The sequence below is a fragment of the Hydrogenophaga sp. GW823-FHT04C09 genome, from assembly GCF_058796355.1.
Genome location: NZ_JBXAIO010000007.1, coordinates 110,149 through 127,524 on the forward strand (window position 1 = coordinate 110,149; position 17,376 = coordinate 127,524).

17 protein-coding genes are annotated in these 17,376 nt (G+C 61.9%); 9 read left to right on the forward strand and 8 right to left on the reverse strand.

The features are described from left to right. Positions 1-4 precede the first annotated feature (4 nt). The 7 genes from AC1Q9M_RS19135 to AC1Q9M_RS19165 form a co-directional block, all read right to left on the reverse strand. A complete protein-coding gene (locus AC1Q9M_RS19135; RefSeq protein ID WP_492435155.1) occupies positions 5-1,021 on the reverse strand; it encodes a fumarylacetoacetate hydrolase family protein in 1,017 nt (338 codons plus the stop codon). Positions 1,022-1,034: 13 nt separating this feature from the next. Next, a complete protein-coding gene (locus tag AC1Q9M_RS19140) occupies positions 1,035-2,033 on the reverse strand; it encodes a fumarylacetoacetate hydrolase family protein (protein ID WP_492435157.1) in 999 nt (332 codons plus the stop codon). Positions 2,034-2,286: 253 nt separating this feature from the next. After that, positions 2,287-3,021 (reverse strand): ABC transporter ATP-binding protein, encoded by a 735-nt coding sequence (locus AC1Q9M_RS19145; RefSeq protein WP_492435406.1) that lies wholly within the window; start codon positions 3,019-3,021, stop codon positions 2,287-2,289. Between the two features lie 5 nt (positions 3,022-3,026). Further along, a complete protein-coding gene (locus tag AC1Q9M_RS19150; protein ID WP_492435159.1) occupies positions 3,027-3,788 on the reverse strand; it encodes an ABC transporter ATP-binding protein in 762 nt (253 codons plus the stop codon). Continuing rightward, positions 3,785-4,777 carry a branched-chain amino acid ABC transporter permease gene (locus AC1Q9M_RS19155; RefSeq protein WP_492435161.1) on the reverse strand — a complete coding sequence of 331 codons (993 nt, stop codon included), beginning with the start codon at positions 4,775-4,777 and terminating at the stop codon, positions 3,785-3,787. Before AC1Q9M_RS19155 ends, AC1Q9M_RS19150 begins: the two co-directional genes overlap by 4 nt. Next, entirely contained in the window at positions 4,774-5,649 is an 876-nt protein-coding gene (locus AC1Q9M_RS19160) for a branched-chain amino acid ABC transporter permease (protein WP_492435163.1), read from the reverse strand. The genes AC1Q9M_RS19155 and AC1Q9M_RS19160 overlap by 4 nt, the downstream gene beginning before the upstream one ends. A 29-nt stretch (positions 5,650-5,678) precedes the next feature. After that, positions 5,679-6,842, reverse strand: a complete 1,164-nt coding sequence (locus tag AC1Q9M_RS19165) for an ABC transporter substrate-binding protein (RefSeq protein WP_492435165.1) — start codon at positions 6,840-6,842, stop codon at positions 5,679-5,681. Between the two features lie 416 nt (positions 6,843-7,258). Between AC1Q9M_RS19165 and AC1Q9M_RS19170 the strand changes: the two genes are divergently transcribed. The 3 genes from AC1Q9M_RS19170 to AC1Q9M_RS19180 are packed head-to-tail and all read left to right on the forward strand — an operon-like array spanning position 7,259 to position 9,624. After that, a complete protein-coding gene (locus AC1Q9M_RS19170) occupies positions 7,259-8,146 on the forward strand; it encodes a beta-keto acid cleavage family enzyme (RefSeq protein WP_492435167.1) in 888 nt (295 codons plus the stop codon). Between the two features lie 39 nt (positions 8,147-8,185). Then, positions 8,186-9,133, forward strand: coding sequence for an MBL fold metallo-hydrolase (locus AC1Q9M_RS19175; protein WP_492435169.1), 948 nt, complete (start codon positions 8,186-8,188; stop codon positions 9,131-9,133). 26 nt (positions 9,134-9,159) lie between these two features. After that, complete coding sequence (locus AC1Q9M_RS19180; RefSeq protein WP_492435170.1) at positions 9,160-9,624, forward strand: PaaI family thioesterase; 465 nt, start codon at positions 9,160-9,162, stop codon at positions 9,622-9,624. A 46-nt stretch (positions 9,625-9,670) separates the two neighbouring features. Here AC1Q9M_RS19180 and AC1Q9M_RS19185 read toward each other — a convergent pair whose 3' ends face one another. Further along, positions 9,671-10,564, reverse strand: coding sequence for a LysR family transcriptional regulator (locus AC1Q9M_RS19185; RefSeq protein WP_492435172.1), 894 nt, complete (start codon positions 10,562-10,564; stop codon positions 9,671-9,673). An 86-nt stretch (positions 10,565-10,650) separates the two neighbouring features. On the opposite strand from AC1Q9M_RS19185, the gene mdlC reads away from it, so the two are divergent. The 6 genes from mdlC to AC1Q9M_RS19215 all read left to right on the forward strand — a co-directional run bounded on the left by mdlC (position 10,651) and on the right by AC1Q9M_RS19215 (position 17,371). Further along, entirely contained in the window at positions 10,651-12,288 is a 1,638-nt protein-coding gene (mdlC, locus tag AC1Q9M_RS19190) for a benzoylformate decarboxylase (RefSeq protein WP_492435174.1), read from the forward strand. Positions 12,289-12,322: 34 nt separating this feature from the next. Then, complete coding sequence (locus AC1Q9M_RS19195) at positions 12,323-13,774, forward strand: aldehyde dehydrogenase (RefSeq protein WP_492435176.1); 1,452 nt, start codon at positions 12,323-12,325, stop codon at positions 13,772-13,774. 18 nt (positions 13,775-13,792) lie between these two features. Continuing rightward, entirely contained in the window at positions 13,793-14,758 is a 966-nt protein-coding gene (locus tag AC1Q9M_RS19200; RefSeq protein WP_492435408.1) for a Bug family tripartite tricarboxylate transporter substrate binding protein, read from the forward strand. Between the two features lie 102 nt (positions 14,759-14,860). Continuing rightward, positions 14,861-15,286, forward strand: a complete 426-nt coding sequence (locus tag AC1Q9M_RS19205) for a GlcG/HbpS family heme-binding protein (protein ID WP_492435410.1) — start codon at positions 14,861-14,863, stop codon at positions 15,284-15,286. Positions 15,287-15,305: 19 nt separating this feature from the next. Continuing rightward, positions 15,306-16,052 carry an SDR family NAD(P)-dependent oxidoreductase gene (locus AC1Q9M_RS19210; protein ID WP_492435178.1) on the forward strand — a complete coding sequence of 249 codons (747 nt, stop codon included), beginning with the start codon at positions 15,306-15,308 and terminating at the stop codon, positions 16,050-16,052. Positions 16,053-16,153: 101 nt separating this feature from the next. Continuing rightward, positions 16,154-17,371, forward strand: coding sequence for an ABC transporter substrate-binding protein (locus tag AC1Q9M_RS19215; RefSeq protein ID WP_492435180.1), 1,218 nt, complete (start codon positions 16,154-16,156; stop codon positions 17,369-17,371). Positions 17,372-17,376: the final 5 nt, after the last annotated feature.

Below are 17,376 nucleotides of genomic sequence, written 5' to 3' on the forward strand. Positions count from 1 at the left end.
TCGCCTATGGGCGGCGGACTTCATGGTTCCGGTCGTGTTGCACGCATGTGTTGCGCTGCCTGCCCAGGCCTTCGATTTCCGAGTCCATCACGTCGCCATGACGGAGGAAGCGGTTGTAGTGGGTGCCATTGCCCGCCGGGGAGCCGGTGGCGATGAGATCCCCGGGCCACAGCTGCACGTGCGTGCTGATGTATTCGATCTGTCGCGCCACATCGAACAGCATGTCGGCCGTGGATTCGTCCTGCATGGTCTGCCCGTTCAGCTTCAGCGTGATGCGCAGGTTCTGAGGGTCCGGCACAAAACACGCGGGCACCAGGGTAGGGCCGAAGGGCATGAAAGTCGGAGGCGACTTGGAGCGTAGCCAGTCGGTGCCCAACATCTTGTAGTCCGTGCGGGCGATAAGGTCACGTGCCGAGACGTCGTTCACCATTGAGTAACCGGCGACGTAGTCGAGAGCGTCTTCGCGCCGCACATGGCGTGCCGGGCGACCGATGATCACCCCGAGTTCCAGCTCCCAGTCGGGTTTTTGTGTGGTGGCGGGAAGAATGACAGGGTCAAGCGCGCCCGTGATGGCCGACGGCAGCTTGGGGAACACATACGGCTCTCCGGTGGTTGCTCGCTCGTCCATCATGTCCTCTGCCCACTTCCGCAGAGCGTCGCCTTCCAATCCCGCCGGACCGACGCCCATGTCCAGGGTGAGGTCCACGACATGCTTGCGGTAGTTGGCTCCCGTGCATAGCACCTGTCTAGGCAGGTCGACCGGTGCATGGACCTGCAGGCTGGACATGGGGACCGCCGCAGGGTGCTTCGGCGACAACTGCTTCACCAGTGTGCGCATCACCACCAGATTCGCGTTCCAGTCCTGAAGGAGATCGAGAACCGACGCCCCACTGGACCAGCGGGCACCGCACCGCACTGCATCGGCGTGGACGTCATCGAAAGAGATGACGTGTTCGCCGAAGCAAAGACCGGCGAAGCGCCACTCACCCTGTCGTGAGAAGGTGCCCAAAGAGAATGTCATCGCCTCTGTCCACTCACATGAACGGTTGGCGCGGCGTGGGCCACCACGTGTCCTGCTGTGGCAGCCCCATGCGGTTGCGCAGGACGCCGACGCCCGACACGTCAAGCTCTACGACGTCGCCCGGTGTGAGGCTGCGCCCCAGTTCCAGTGCCGAGCCGTTGCCCATGGTGCCGGAGCCGATGACATCGCCTGGCTGCACATGGTCGCCCAGAGACACGTAGGCGATCAACTCCTCTACGCTCCAGAGCAGTTCGGAGCTGTCGCCCTCGCCCCATGTTTCTCCGTTGACCCGCACCGACATGCGGATGTTGTCCAGGCGAGGGAATTCGTCGATCGTGGTGATCCATGGGCCGATGCCGTAAGCGAAGTCCTTGCTCTTGGTCGGACCCATGCCGATGGCGAACTCGTTGGCCTGCAGGTCGCGGGCGGAGAAGTCGTTGAAGATGGTGACACCAAAGAGATGCGACCGAGCGGTGCCGGGGGTGATGTTGTGAGCCGTGCGCCCCATGACCCAGCCGATTTCCAACTCGTAGTCCATCTTCTCGGCGCGCGAAGGCCAGGGTACCTCGGCTTCATGGCCGATGACGGTCCATGGAGAACCCTTGAAGTAGCCGGGCACCTGCAGCAGTGCAGGGGCGGGCGTGAGCTTCATGCGTTCGTGGAACTGTCGGATGTGCTTCACGAAGGTGAGGCCGTCACGCACGATCGACGGGTCGCATGCGGGGCCCCAGTGCAAGCCTTCAAACGACAGCGAAGCATCGTCACCGAAGCGTTGGGCGGCCTCGGTTGCTGTGTCGAGGAACTGATCACCCAGGGCGATGGCCGCCGACATGCTTTCGGGGAAAACGACCGAGGCGTAACGCAGGGCCGCCTCCCGGCTGGCGCCGCGCGACTGCTGCCGCAAGACTTCTGCAGCACGCAAATCGATCACGCGCGATTGCTCTGGCAGCACCATGCAGAGGCGCTGAACGGGACCATCGAGGCCTTGGATGACAAACCTTCCGAGCTTCACTGTGACTCCAATAATGGTGGTTGGTATTTCGATACTATGCGTCTCGTTTATACAAGACAGTACTGGTACTTACCCTAGAAAATAGAAAGCTTAAATGGCAGTTTCTCTATTGGAAAATCGGAAAAAAGCAGAGCTCTACATATTTCGATACGCTTTGTATCTTAATAAAGTATGATTTCATCATGCAGAGGCGACCGCGACACACGACACTTTCAAGATGTCCTGTCACCACGGTGGTTGCGAGACGGCTGTATCAGCCGATTTGCTCGCTGTCTGCTGGATCCTGCATGCCGAGATAGGCGGCCTGCACCTCTGGCCGAGCGATCAGCTCACGCCCTGCACCGGTCAAGGTGATCCGGCCTGTCTCGATCACGTATCCGCGATCCGCCACTGAAAGTGCGAAATGCGCGTTCTGCTCGACAAGCAGGATAGTGGTTCCCTGCGTGCGCAGTCGCTGGATGATCCCGAAGATTTCTTGCACGATGAGCGGAGCCAGACCCATGGACGGCTCGTCGAGAAGCAGCAGCCTGGGCCGTCCCATGAGTGCGCGTCCCATCGCGAGCATCTGCTGCTGTCCACCAGACAACGTGCCAGCCGCAAGATGTCGCTTCTGGTGCAAGACAGGCAACATCGAGTACACGGTGTCCATATCGACCGCCACCGATTCGTCCTGCTTTCGACAGAAGGCACCCAGGGCCAGGTTTTCTGCCACCGACATCGGGCCGAACACCTGCCGGCCCTCGGGTACCTGGCATATGCCTGCCTTCACGCGCCCTTTGGGCTGCATGCGCGAGATGTCACTGCCTTCGAAACGGATGTGCCCGGCCGACATCGGTTGCACACCTGAGATGCAACGAAGAAGCGTGCTCTTGCCCGCTCCGTTGGCACCAATCAGTGCGACAAGCTCCCCGGCGCGAACCTCCAGGTCGATGCTGTCAAGCGCCTGGATACGTCCGTAGTGACTCGAGAGTCCTTCGATGCGCAGCAGTGTGGTCATGCGGCGCCCAGATAGGCTTCAATGACAGCCGGGTCGTGGCGAACCTCGTTCGTGGTGCCGAACGCCAGACGGCGACCGTGGTTAAGAACAAGCAGCTTTTGCGACACGCCCATCACCAGCTTCATGTCGTGCTCGACCAGAACAATGGAAACACCCCGTGCCGAGACGCTCTTTATGAGATCCGCTATCTCGGTCTTCTCGGAGAGATTCAGTCCCGCAGCGGGCTCGTCCATGAGAACCAGCCGGGGTTCGCCAATGAGCGCGCGCGCGATCTCCAGGCGTTTGAGCGAACCGTAAGAGAGCTGCGCCGCCATCGCATCGGCAAACGCACCGAGGCCCACGAAGTTCAGCAATTGCCGGGCCTGTGCACGCCAGTGGGCTTCTCGCTCTCGCAACGACGCTGTCTGCAGAATGCCTGCGAGCAAGCTGTCGTTCATCTTCAGGTGCGCACCGATCAGGACGTTGTCGATCACGCTCATGTTCATGCACACCTGGAGGTTCTGGAACGTGCGGCTGAGGCCCAGGCGCGCAAGCTGCTCTGGAGGGCGACCCGTGACGCGGGCGCCGAACATGTCGATCGTGCCTGCGTCAGCCACATAGTTGCCGGTCAGAAGGTTGATCAGCGTTGTCTTCCCCGCACCGTTCGGCCCCACAATGGCCAGCACGGTCGACGGGCCGACGTCGAAGCTCAGATCCTCAATGGCATGCACGCCTCCGAAGGCCTTAGAGAGGTGGCGTACCTCGATCACCGCGCTCATTTCGACGAGCCCTCGGGCTGCGCTGATTCCGGTGCAGAGCTGACGACGCGCTTGTTCGGCATTTGCAGCCAGAAGCGCAGCGTCGGCACGATGCCGTTTCGCATGAATATCAGCGTGCCGGTGAGGATGAGACCCATCACCAGCGTCTCCCAGGCCCCGAACGCATGAAGCACTTGTGGCAGCAGCATGACCAGTGCGGCACCCACGATGGAGCCGTAAATCGACGCCATGCCGCCCAAGACGACCATCATCAGGAACTCGACCGAGCGGGGCAGACCGGTTGCTGCGGGGGTGATGAAGCCGGCATGATGGGCCATGAGGCTGCCCATCACGCTGGCCAGCACAGCCGAGAGCACGAATACCCGGGTCTTCGCACGGGCCACGTCGATGCCCGACAGGCGGGCGGCCACCTCGGAGCCTCGAATGGCTTGCAGCGCCCTGCCTGCCGGCGAGCGGGCGAGGTTCAGCGCGCCCCAGGTGACCAGCAGCAGACATGCCGAAGCAACCGCATACCAGGACAGGTCTCCCTCGAGGGTCCAGCCGAAGAGTGTGAAGGGGGAGACCGGCATGCCATCGGATCCACCGGTCCAGCGCTGTTCGTTGGTGCATACGATGGTGACGATGAACGCAAGTGACAGAGTGGCCATGGCGAGGTGATAGCCAGCCAGCCGCAGGATGGGGCGCGCGATCACAAAGGCCAGTGCGCCCACGGCCACCGCGCCGATCGCCAGTGCCGCCATTGAGGGCCAGCCGAAGTGCGTGGTCAGGATGGCCGAGGCATAGCCGCCGAGGCCGAAGAAGGCGGCGTGCCCTAGACTCACCTGACCGGCATAGCCGAAGAGCAGGTTCAGCCCGATCACCACCACGGCCGTGAAGCCGACGCGCGTTGCCAAGTCGAAGATGTAGCTACTGGGGTCGAGCAGCGGCAGTGCCAGCATCAACAAAGCCAGAACTGCCAATCCCGCGTGGGTGCGAAAAAGGGGGGTCATACGCGCTCTGTTACCTTGCTGCCGAAGAGCCCGCGGGGCATGAAGATCAGCACCAGCAGCAGGAGAACGAAGGCAACCGCATCTTTGTAGGAGGATGACACGTACCCGGCCGTGAGTGCTTCGATTACCCCCAGCAGCAGTCCGCCTGCCAGGGCGCCTGCCCCGCTGCCGATACCTCCGAGCGCTGCGGCCGCAAATCCCTTCAGGCCCAACACCGTGCCGGCCTCGGAGCTCGTGAACGTGATGGGTGCGGTGAGTACACCGCCGATCGCGCCCAGTGCGCCCGCGAGCGCGAACGACATCATCAGCACCCGCCTGATGTCAATGCCCATGAGCTGGGCTGCCAATGGGTTGTACGAGGTGGCCAGCATGGACTTGCCACCGAGCGTGCGCGTGAAATACCAAGCGAGCACCAGCACGACCACCGCTGTGCATCCTGCCACCCACAGGCTCTGCGGCGCCAACGCCGTTTTGCCCAGCAAGATGGGCGTATCGCCCGAGAACGCGGGCAGACTGTAGGTGCCTTTTCCAAATGCCAGTTGCACTGCGCCCTTGATGATGAGGCCCACCCCCATGGTGATGATCAGAAGCGTCACCAGCGGCGCCCCCTGCGCCGGCCGGATCGCAAGCCGCTCTGTCAACGCCCCCACCAGCAAGGTGAGTAGCACAGCGCCGACAATGGCCACTGGCAGGGCGATCCCCTGCTCAACGAGGACTGCCGCCGTGATCGCGCCGACCATGATGAACTCACCCTGGGCAAAGTTGACGATGTGACTGGCGTTGTAGATCAAGGCGTAGCCGAGCGCGGCCAGTGCGTACATAGCGCCCACGGTGAGGCCCGAGAACAGGAACTGCAGCAGATCGGTGGCCATGGTTGTCAAAATTTCCAGTCAGACCGGGATCACTTGGCCAGCGTGTAGCGGCCACCGCGGACTTCAAGCATGCGCAAGGAATCGACGCTCAGGCCGTTGTGGTCGGCGGGCGTCATCTTGTAGACACCCAGCAGGCCCACATAGCCGAAGGTGGACTCGAGCGCATCGCGGACCTTTGCCTTGTCGGTGCTTCCAGCGCGCTTGATCGCATCCACAGCCATGTTGAATGCATCGGCAGTGGGGCCGCCGAACGGCATGGCCGGGACCTTGTACTCCTCGCGGTAGACGCGGTGATAGTCGAGTGCCGGCTTCTTTTGCGGGTCGCTGTCGGGCAGCGCATCGGGTACCACGAAAGCCTGCGCTGGAATGCGCACACCCTCGGTTGCTGCGCCACCGGCCTTGATGAACTCGGGGCTCAACACGGCGGACGGCATGTACACCGGCTGCGTCATGCTCAGCTGTGTGTAGTTCTTCATGGTCATCGCGCCGGCGGGGCCGGGGCCACAGAAGAAGACCAGCGCCTGAACGTCTTTCAACCCACGAAGCTTGGTGAGTTGCGGCACCACGTCGCTGTCTTTGGCACCGAAGGTCTCTTCACCCACCACCTGCACGCCCAGGCTCTCCGCCACCGAAAGGATCTCCTTGCGTCCGGACTGCCCAAAGCCGCTGTTCTCGGACAGCATCGCGATGCGCGTGAAGCCTCGGTCCTTCACGTCTTGCAGCATCCGCTGGGCTTGCAGCCGGTCCGACGGGGTTACACGAAACACCCACTTGCGGACCGGATCGACCAGCGCCTGCGCTGCCCCCGTCGAGATGTAAGGCACGCCAGCGCGCTCGGCGTGCGGCGCCATGGCCATGGCGGCCGGCGAAATGGTGCCGCCCAGCACGATGTCTACCTTGTCGGACTCGATCAGCCGCTTCGCAAACGTGTTGGCGCTGTTGGGATCCGACTGGTCATCGTAGACCGTCAGTTCGATCTTTCGCCCCAGAAGGCCGCCAGCCTCATTGACCCGGCGCACGAGGACGTCAAGTGTCTTGCGCTGCGGGTCGCCTACAAAGCCCGCCGGCCCAGTGGCGGATACGACGGCCCCCATGCGGATGGGCTCGCTCTGCGCGTGTGCCCCAATGGGCGTGAAAGCACTGGCAACCAGCGCCAGCGCCATGGGGAGCGTTCGAATCAAACCTTGGACCATGCTGATCTCCTGTGCTGCGGCACCCGGTATGGGTGCCAGATCTGTATGAATTTAGCAATACGATCCGTGGCGTCTTGCTATTCAGCAATGTAGTCTTCCCGACACGTTCACTCATTGGGACAAACCCGGAGTGTGGCCGCCGGGAAGGCGGCTTGATCGACTTTTGGTTTGAACCGACTGCCGCCATCAAAGGATGTAAACCCTTACCGGGCATGCCGTGAGCGGAAGCAAGCGCACAGTGCTTGGTGTTGTCCCTGGGTTTCAGGCACCGGCATTCGATGGAGACCGTCATTGACGCATCGTGCTGCCGAGCTGTACGATATCAATCGATACGAGTCGTATCGATACGTTGCATAAGAACATCGTCCGACGCGCATTGCCACGCCCGCCTCTTTCCATTCTTCACGAGACACACCATGAACAAGCGTCCTCCCGTCATCATCTCCTGCGCCCTGACAGGAGCGGGTGACACCCGCGCCAAGAACCCGGCGGTGCCCGCCACTCCGCAGGAGATCGCAGAGCAGGCCATCGACGCGGCACGGGCCGGCGCGTCCATCGTGCACATCCATGTGCGTGACCCGGACACTGGAAAGTCATCGACCCGGCTGGCTCTCTATGAGGAAGTCGTGGAACGCATCAGGGCATCGAGCGTCGACGTGCTGATCAACCTCACCACCGGCCCCGGCACCATGCTCACGATTCCGACGGACGCGCCGTTCCGGGTGGTGCCCATTGCTGATGCCGAGTTGATGACACCCCAAGAGCGTGTGGCCCATGTGGTGAAGCTCAGGCCCGACATTTGCAGCCTCGACGTTGCCACCATGAGCTTTGGCGAGGCCACCTTCGTGAACCCCGTAAGCCACCTGCGCGAGATGGCTGCGCTGATCGCGCAGGCGGGTGTGGTTATGGAGTTGGAAGTGTTCGACCTCGGTCACGCGCGCCTGGCCAGCCACCTGATTGCCTCCGGCGCGATCCCGAAGAGTGCCTACTTCCAGCTGTGCCTGTCCATCCCCTGGGGCGCACCCGCCACACCCCCGGTGACTGACGAGATGCGGCGTCTGCTGCCCGTTGGCTCCAAGTGGAGTGCCTTCGGCATCGGAACAGACCAGTTTCCCATGGTGGCGACCGCGGCCATTCTTGGCGGCCATGTGCGGGTTGGACTGGAGGACAACCTGTACGTGTCACCGGGAAAACTCGCGAGTGACAACGCCGAACTGGTAGCCAAGGCGGCACGGATCATCTGTGATCTCGGCTACGAAGTCGCCACCACGGACCAAGCCCGCAGCATCTTGCTGGGTCCTTGACACGTGGGATTTCAGATTCATCTAACCCCGGAGACAAAAATGAACATTGGAAAAATTCGAACGAATATGGTCGCCTTTGCATTGATGGTGTTCGCGGCTGTGGCCACGGCGCAAACCCGCATCATCACGCTCGGCACCGTTGGCGGCCCCTTGTTGTCGCTTGAGCGCGCACAACCTGCGAATGCGGTGGTTGTCAACGATCGGATTTATCTTGTGGATGCTGGCAATGGTGTGGGTCGTCAGATCCTGGCGGCTGGTTTGGATCTCCGAAAGGTCGACAACATCTTTATCACCCATAACCACGACGACCACAACGCCGATTGGGGCACGCTCATGGGTCTTGCTTGGAGCACAGGCCGTCGTGCGGATGTTCACGTTTGGGGACCTGATGGCACCGAATCAATGCTCCGTGGATTCCTGCAGTACTTCGCCCCGAATGCGCGCATTCGCATGGCAGACTCCAAGGGTCTACGCAAGCCTGAGGAAATGTTCCGGGCACACGACATACCCGGTTCCGGCCTTGTCTATAAGGATGATCTGATCACCGTCACAGCCATGGAGAATTGTCACTTCCATCCCGACCCTGCAGGGGGCGCGCGTGGAGAAGACAAGTCGTTCGCATACCGCTTCCAAACGCCTCACAAGACCGTCGTTTTTAGTGGAGATACGGGGAAGTGTCCAGCCATGACCGAGTTTTCTCGAGGTGCAGACATCCTCTTTCACGAGGTCGTTGACCTGCCGTCAATCGAGAGAAAGCTTAAGCGGGAACTTCCCCCGCTGCTGGCGCAAGGACTTTACCAGCACATGGTTCAAGATCACACGACGGCTGAAGACGTGGGTCAGCTGGCCCAAGCGGCAGGAGTGAAAGAGTTGGTGCTGACTCACCTCATTCCAGGACGAGAGGAGCCGGATTCGATCTATGTAGAGAGCGCGCGGAAGTTCTTTTCTGGGCCTGTCAGAGTAGCCCGCGATCTGGCGTCTTATTAGGCCGAAGCGCGATGGGGAGACGTGACATGACGCAGGGACCGCGCGACGACAACCCAACCCGATCGAAGGTGGTCGAGGCCGTGACCAGCGGGCGCCGCAATGTGCCCTTTGACTTCAATCCTGCACTGGCCAGTCTGGAGACTCAACTGATTGAATCGCGAGGTGAAGAACTGATCCTGCGGTTCATCGTCCCCCACACCGCGACGCAGGGCAATGGAGTGGTCAGCGGTGGTGCACTCGCCAGCATGCTGGACATGGCGATGGCCATGGTTGTGCTCTCGCGATTGAAGCCTGGCTTCACGTGCGCGACGATCAGCTTGACCGTGAACATGCAGACAGCGGGGGAGGAGGGGCACTTTGTCGCGGTGGCGGGCGTGGACCGGATGGGGCGGCAAATTGCGTTTGCGCACGCGAAGCTATTCGACGCGCAGGGCACTCGTGTCATCGCCAATGCCACGTCGTCCCTGGCGTTGATTCCCGTGCGGCCGTAGCGCGTCGGACGTCTTGTCAAGGCCTGCTTCTAGGCCGTCGTGCGTTCTATGTGAAGAGCTCGACGAAGAGGCGCCTCAACCACTGATGTGCCGGATCGACCTCAAAACGGTGACTCCAGTGCAGCGATACGGTGAATGTGCTGCGTGGCAACGCATTCGACAGCACCGCGTAGCGCTCGGTGTTGATGAAGCCCAGCGCAATGGCACGCGGCATCACCACCGCAAGGTCAGTGCGCTCAATGATGGCGGGCAATGCCAGGAAATGTTCCGAGGTCAGTACCAGTCTGCTGTCCAGCCCGAGTTCTTGCAGGATGCGCAACGTCTCAGAGTGCGAACGTACAGCGACGAACTCCAACCGACGCAGATCTTGCGTTGATGTGCGGTTCTTCTTTTCAGCCAGCAGCGGATGCCCAGCCCGCACCAAGACGGCATAGCGGTCGCTCAGCAGTTCCAACCGCTGCGTTCCGTTAACCGATGGCAGGAATCCCAGCGCAAAGTGAATTGTCCCGGTCTCAAGTGCATCGGCAATCTCGGCGTGCGGCAACGGGGCTGCTTGCACACGCATACCAGGCGCATGCCGATGCAACGCGGCGATCAAATCAGGCAACAGCCGAGCCTCTCCGATGTCGCTCATATGCAGTCGCAGCGTCATCTTGGAGTCTGAGGGATTGAAGGCGTCGTCCTCCCTGAGAACGCCTTGGATCGCCGCAATTGCCGGCTGGACCACGCTGGCCAATCGCTCGGCGCGGAGTGTCGGTCGCATACTGCCGCCCGCTCGAACGAACAAGGCATCGCCGAGTGCCAGCCGAAGCCGCGTTAAACCCTGGCTGGCGGCGGGTTGCGAAAGACCGATCGCATCGGCCGCGCGACTGACACTGCCCAGACGGTAGACGGCTTCGAACAGCCGAAGCAGGTTCATGTCGAGTTGATCAATATTCATTTTTTGGATTCTGTGATGTCTCGTTCATTGCATTGACGCATTCCATTGTCACAGCGAGACTCGCTTTTTTCAAGTTGGAGACACCGATGGATCAACGCGTTGCGCTGGCTACACCTGCCACGTCCGGGCAGGATGAAGGAGCAGAGCTGGTGACGGTTAGAGAGGCCGTATACGGGCTGCTGCGAGCCTTCGGCATGACCTCCATGTTTGGAAACCCCGGCTCGACCGAACTTCCGCTGTTCCGGGACTTTCCCGATGACTTCAAGTACGTGCTGGGTCTGCAGGAGTGCGTCGTAACGGGGATGGCGGATGGCTATGCCCAGGCCACGGGCAATGCAGCCTTCATCAACCTGCACTCGGCAGCAGGCGTCGGGCATGCGATGGGGAACATCTTCACGGCTTTCAAGAATCGCACGCCACTGGTGATCACTGCGGGTCAACAAGCGCGCTCGATCCTGCCCTTCGACCCCTTTCTTGGGTCTGCGCAGGCTCCCGAACTCCCGAAGCCGTATGTGAAGTGGAGTGTCGAGCCTGCGCGCGCCGAAGATGTTCCGCTGGCGATTGCGCGAGCCTACTACATCGCCATGATGCCGCCGCGGGGGCCGGTGCTGGTTTCGATTCCTTCTGACGACTGGGAGGTCATGACGCAGCCAGTCGATGCCCGAGAAGTCAGCCGCCACGTGCGCCCCGAGCCTGGACTTCTGGCGAAGATTGGAGAGGCGCTGGATGCCGCTCACGCACCAGCCATTGTGGTCGGTGCATCCGTCGATCGCGACGGCGCTTGGGATGAGGCTGTCCGGCTGGCCGAACGGCACAACGCACGCGTCTATGTCGCACCTATGTCCGGGCGCTGCAGCTTCCCTGAAGACCATCCTCTGTGGGCTGGTTTTCTGCCGGCCATGCGTGATCGAATTGTTGAGCGTCTTGCCGGACACGACCTAGTGTTCGCCCTCGGCGCGCCCGCGTTCACCTATCACGTCGAGGGTGAAGGAGCGCACCTGCCAGACGGGGCCAAGCTTGTGCAGTTGACCGAGGACCCACAGGTTGCGGCCTGGGCACCCACGGGCACGTCGGTGGTCGGCAGTGTTCGGCTTGGCCTGCTGGATCTGCTGGAGCGGCCCATCCCCGCACGCAGGCCGGCGCCTGCTCCTTACGTGCGACCCCAGCGAGTGCCCGAGCCTGCCCCAGGGGAGCGCTTGCCGGTGGACTGGGTGCTGCAGACACTGACCGATGTCCGGCCGCGCGACAGCATCATTGTCGAAGAGGCCCCCAGTGCGCGGCCGATCATGCACGCGCATCTGCCGATCTTTGAATCCGAGACCTTCTACACCATGTGCAGCGGTGGTCTGGGCTGGGGTTTGCCCGCGGCCGCCGGCGTGGCGCTGGGCAAGCCAGAAGCGCGCGTCATCGCTCTTGTGGGTGACGGTTCTTCGATGTACGCGATACAGGCGCTTTGGAGCGCCGCACAGCTGGGTTTGCCGATGGCGACCGTGGTCCTGAAGAACCGGCGTTACGCCGCGATGCATGAGTTCGCGCGGTTCTTTGGCTACCAGCCCGGCGATCCTGTGCCAGGCACCGATCTCCCCGATCTCGACTTCGTGGGACTGGCGGCCGCGCAAGGTGTTCGCGGACTTCGTGTCGAGCATGCGGATGAACTTCGACCGGCACTTGAACAGGCTTTGCAGGCAGCCCAGCCGATGTTGATCGAAGTCGAAGTCGCCTGACGCACCCCATTTCAACTACCTAAGGAGACACTTTGTGAACGAGATTTCGATGCTGATCAATGGTGAGTCGCGGCAAGCGAGCAATGGCGCTAATTTTGAACGCCGAAACCCGCTTGATGGCACGGTGGCAACCACGGCGCCCGCTGCCACAACCGATGATGCGGTGGCCGCCGTCGAGGCCGCTGCCGCCGCCTTCCCTGCATGGTCGCGCACGGGACCCGGGGAACGCAGGACGCTGCTCCTGAAGGCTGCGCACGCCCTCGAGGCCAAGGCGAAGGAACTGACGGCGTCAATGGCTGCCGAAACCGGGGCTGCCGCGCCATGGGCAGGCTTCAACGTCCATCTGGCCGTCGGCGTGTTGCAGGAAGCCGCCGGCATGACCACCCAGATCAGCGGAGAGGTCATTCCATCGGACGTGCCTGGCAGCCTGGCGCTGGCGGTGCGCCGGCCCGCCGGTGTGGTGCTGGGCATTGCGCCGTGGAATGCTCCGGTGATTCTGGGTGTGCGCGCGATTGCCATGCCCTTGGCTTGCGGCAACACCGTGGTGTTCAAGGGATCGGAACTCAGTCCTGCCACGCATGGATTGATCGTCGAAGCATTCAAGGACGCCGGTTTCCCTCCCGGCGTCGTCAACTTCGTCACCAACGCACCCGCCGATGCCGCCGCAGTGGTCGAAGCCATCGTCGCTCATCCGGCATTGCGTCGTGTGAACTTCACGGGGTCCACCCGTGTCGGCAAACTGCTTGCCGCCACATGCGCCAAGTATCTGAAGCAAGCCGTGCTTGAGTTGGGTGGCAAGGCCCCGCTGGTCATTCTGGACGATGCCGACCTCGGCGATGCCGTCAACGGTGCAGCATTCGGCGCCTTTGCCAACAGCGGCCAGATCTGCATGAGCACCGAGCGCATCGTGGTGGACAACAAGATTGCGGATGCCTTTGTGGCGGGACTGGCCGCCAAGGCCACCAAACTGCCTCTCGGTGACCCTCGAAAGGGGCCGGTGGTGCTGGGTTCCGTCGTGGATGCCAGCACGGTCGAGCGCTGCAACGCGCTGATCGACGACGCACTCGCGAAAGGTGCCAAGTTGGTATGCGGCGGCAAGGCAGAGAACACATTGATGCCTGCGACCCTGCTTGACCATGTGACTTCCGACATGCGCATTTACCACGACGAGAGCTTTGGTCCGGTGAAGCCCATCGTGCGTGTGGATGGTGTCGACGAAGCGGTTCGGGTGGCCAACGACAACCCCTATGGCTTGTCGGCTGCCGTGTTCGGGCGCGACATCGCGCGCGCCTGGGACGTAGCCAACCGCATCGAATCTGGCATCTGCCACGTCAACGGTCCCACTGTGCACGATGAGGCGCAGATGCCATTCGGCGGTGTCAAAGACTCTGGCTATGGCCGCTTTGGTGGCCGTGCCGGGATTGACGCCTTCACCGAACTGCGCTGGATCACGGTGCAGACCACCCCCCGCCACTACCCGTTCTGATAGCAGGAGAAGCACATGATGAAGACGCTGCTCACCACGGTGGTGCTTTCGAGTGGTCTCACAACGGGCACGATCGCGCATGCTCAGAGTTGGCCGAACAAACCGATCAAGATCATCGTCAATTTCGCGCCTGGCGGCGCAGCCGACCAGTTGGCCCGACTCATTGCTCCGGCGCTGAATGAGGCGCTGGGTCAACCTGTTGTGGTGGAGAACAAAGGCGGGGCAGGGGGGAACCTGGGCGCCGATTTCGTCGCCAAATCGCCCGCCGATGGCTACACCTTTCTCATGGCGTCCGGTGGCACTGTATCGATCAACCCGCATCTGTATCAGAAGATGCCATTCGACCCAGCCAAAGACTTGGTGCCAGTGGCATCGGTTGCTCGAGTGCCCTTTTACCTGGTCGTCCGTGCCGACGACCCGGTGAAGGACTTCAAGGGACTGCTCGCCGACTTGAAGGCCAACCCTGGTCAACGATCCTTTGGCTCACCAGGCAACGGCAGTTCGCCGCACCTTGCGGCGGAGATGATGAAGAGCGAGACAGGCACGTTCGCGGTGCACGTCCCGTACCGTGGAGCTGCACCCGCACTGACGGACCTGTTGGGCGGGCAGATCAAATTTCTTTTCGACCCCGGCATCGCCCTGCAGCACGTGAAGACGGGCAAGCTGCGCATGCTGGCGGTGGGCAGTCCTCATCGAGCGCCTCAGGTGCCCGACGCGCCGACCCTCGACGAACTGGGACTGAAGGGCTTCGATGCCGATGCTGTGTTTGGGCTCTACGCTCCCGCGGGAACGCCTCCGGCCGTGATTGATCGTGTCAATGCAGAGGTCAACCGTGTGCTGAGCACATCGGCAACCAAGGAGCGCATCGTGGCGATCGGCAACGTAGCGTTGCCGCTGACGCCCGCCGAGTTCGGCCGCAAGGGGGCGGAAGACTTCAAGCGGTTCGGAAAGCTGATCCGCGATCGTGGCATCCAAGCCGACTGACCCCGCCGCATCTTGTCTGTCATGCCCGGTGTTCGTGAGCATGTACCGCTCGTGCTTCGACGCATTCACACTGGCTCCAGCGATTTAACTTGGGAGAACTTTTTGGCAGAAATCACACTGATTCAGGCCCAGCACATCATCACGTCAGCAATCGCCGTTGCAAAGCAGGCCGGATACAAGCCCATGGCCATCGCTGTGCTGGACACGGCCGGCCATGTGAAAGCTTTCGCGAGTGAAGACGGGGCCAGCATGCTGCGCTTCGACATTGCGCGTGCCAAAGCCTGGGGTGCGATAGGCATGGGCGTTTCGAGCCGCGTGCTGGGCGACCGCGCGAAAGACAACCCAAACTTCTTTGTGTCGCTGGCGGCGACCTCGGGGGGGCGATTTTTGCCTCAGACAGGCGCAGTGCTCATCAAGAACGCGGCTGGCGAAGCTATCGGGTCAGTGGGTGCGAGTGGTGGCACAGGTGATGAAGATGAGGCCATCTGCATCGCTGGTGTCTCTGCCGCGGGGTTGCAACATGGCTGAGCACGGGTGGGGCCATTCCATGCGATTCCAGGAACAGGTCGTGATCGTGACTGGCGCGGCGCAAGGCATAGGGCGAGAGATCGCTTGCGCGTTTGCGAGCGAAGGAGCCTATGTGGCCGCCTTGGATATCGACCAGAGCGGTCTCGAAAGCCTTGCGACCGCGACGGGCGGAGACAAGTTGATGACCGTCGTCGCGGACGTGACCCGGAGCGAGGATTTGACGCGGGCGGTGGACAGCACGCTGGCGCGGTGGAAGCGCGTGGATGTTCTGGTCAACAACGCCGGCGGCTTCCAGGCGTTGCGGAGCACCGAGGACATTCCCGAGGACGAGTGGGACTGGATCCTTCGCTTCAATCTCACCAGCGCGTTTCTTCTCTCGAAGGCCGTGCTGCCGACGATGCGACTGCAGCGATACGGGCGCATCGTCAATGTGTCGTCTTTCGTGCGCGGTGGGGTGGTCACCGTGACTTCGCACTATGCGGCGGCCAAGGCCGGGGTGCTTGGATTTACACGGCATCTGGCACGGGAGGCTGGGCCTGACGGGATCACGGTCAATGCCGTGGCGCCCGGGGTCGTTTCAACCGAACGCTACCGGTCGATCCGAAGTCCTGCGGAGATCGCTTGCACGGTCGAAACCATTCCGGCGCGCCGTCTGGGTGAGAGTGCGGATGTCGCCAACAGCGTACTTTTCCTAGCCTCCGCCGATGCGGCCTATGTCACTGGCGCCACCTTGGACGTCAATGGAGGTTTGCTGATGACGGGCTGACGGTCCTGCGGCCTACCCGTCTTTTCCGAGCGATGCGCATTCTGGAGTGCGCGAACCCTGCCGCAGGCTGACGGCACAACATGACCATAAGGAGACTTGAGATGAGCAACCGGAGAAGTTTTCTTCGTGCAGGGGCCGCATTGAGCGGCGCGGTCGCGCTGGGCGCGCCTTCACTGCTGCAGGCGCAGACAACGGCCATCAAAATTGGCTATTCCTCCTCCAAGACCGGCCCCAACGCGGGCGGCACGGCCACGCAGAACACGCCGGTCTACAACATGTGGGTCAAGGAGGTGAACGCCGCCGGCGGCATCAACCTCAAGGGCAGGAGGCTGCCGGTCGAGGTCGTCGAGTACGACGACCGTTCCAGTTCGGACGAGGCGGTGCGCGCTTACGAGCGCCTGGCCACGCAGGACAAAGTGGATTTCGTGTTCACGCCCTGGGGTACGGCCCTCAACCTCGCGGTTGCCCCCACGCTCAACAAATACAACTACCCGCATCTCGCGGTGTCGGCGATCACCGATCTCGCGCCGCAGCTCGTGAAGCGCTGGCGCAACATCTTCTTCCACCAAGGCGGCGGCACAATGTACGGCGAGCAACTGGTGGAAACTCTCGAAGCTCAGCGCAAGGCCGGTCTCATCGGGAACCGCCTTGCCATGGTCAGCATCTCTGACGCCTTCGGCGTCGACCTGTCGGGCGGTGCGCGCAAGGCGGCCGCCAAGTACGGGTTCCAGTTCGTTTACGACAAAGCCTATCCCGTCGGCACGCAGGACATGTCGCCGTTGATCAACGATGCCAAGGGCGCGAATCCGGACGCTTTCATCGCATTCTCCTATCCGCCGGACACGGTGGCGCTCACCGAACAGGCGCGGGTCTCGGGCTTCAATCCGAAGGTTTTCTACGTTGGTATCGGCACGGCCTTTCCTATGTACAAGCAGCGTTTCGGCGCCAATATAGAAGGCGTTATGGGTGTGGGCGGCGTCAACGTCGACGATCCGCGGTGGACATCTTTCCACAAGAAGCACGTGGAGCTGAGTGGTCAAGAACCCGACCGCTTCAGCAACATCACCATCTACAGTTCGCTGCAGGTTTTGCAGCAGGCTATCGAGCGCGCCGGCACGCTGGACCGTGCCGCCGTCATCGCCGAGATCAATAAGGGCAGCTTCGAAACCGCCAACGGGACGATCAGGTACACCGACCAGCAATCGCTGGACATCTGGATCGTCGGCCAATGGCAGAACGGCGAATTCCACGGTGTGGCGCCCGCCAGCAAGTCTGGTGTCAAGAAGGTGCAGCTCAAACCCGCCTGGAAGGCGGCGTGAGCAAC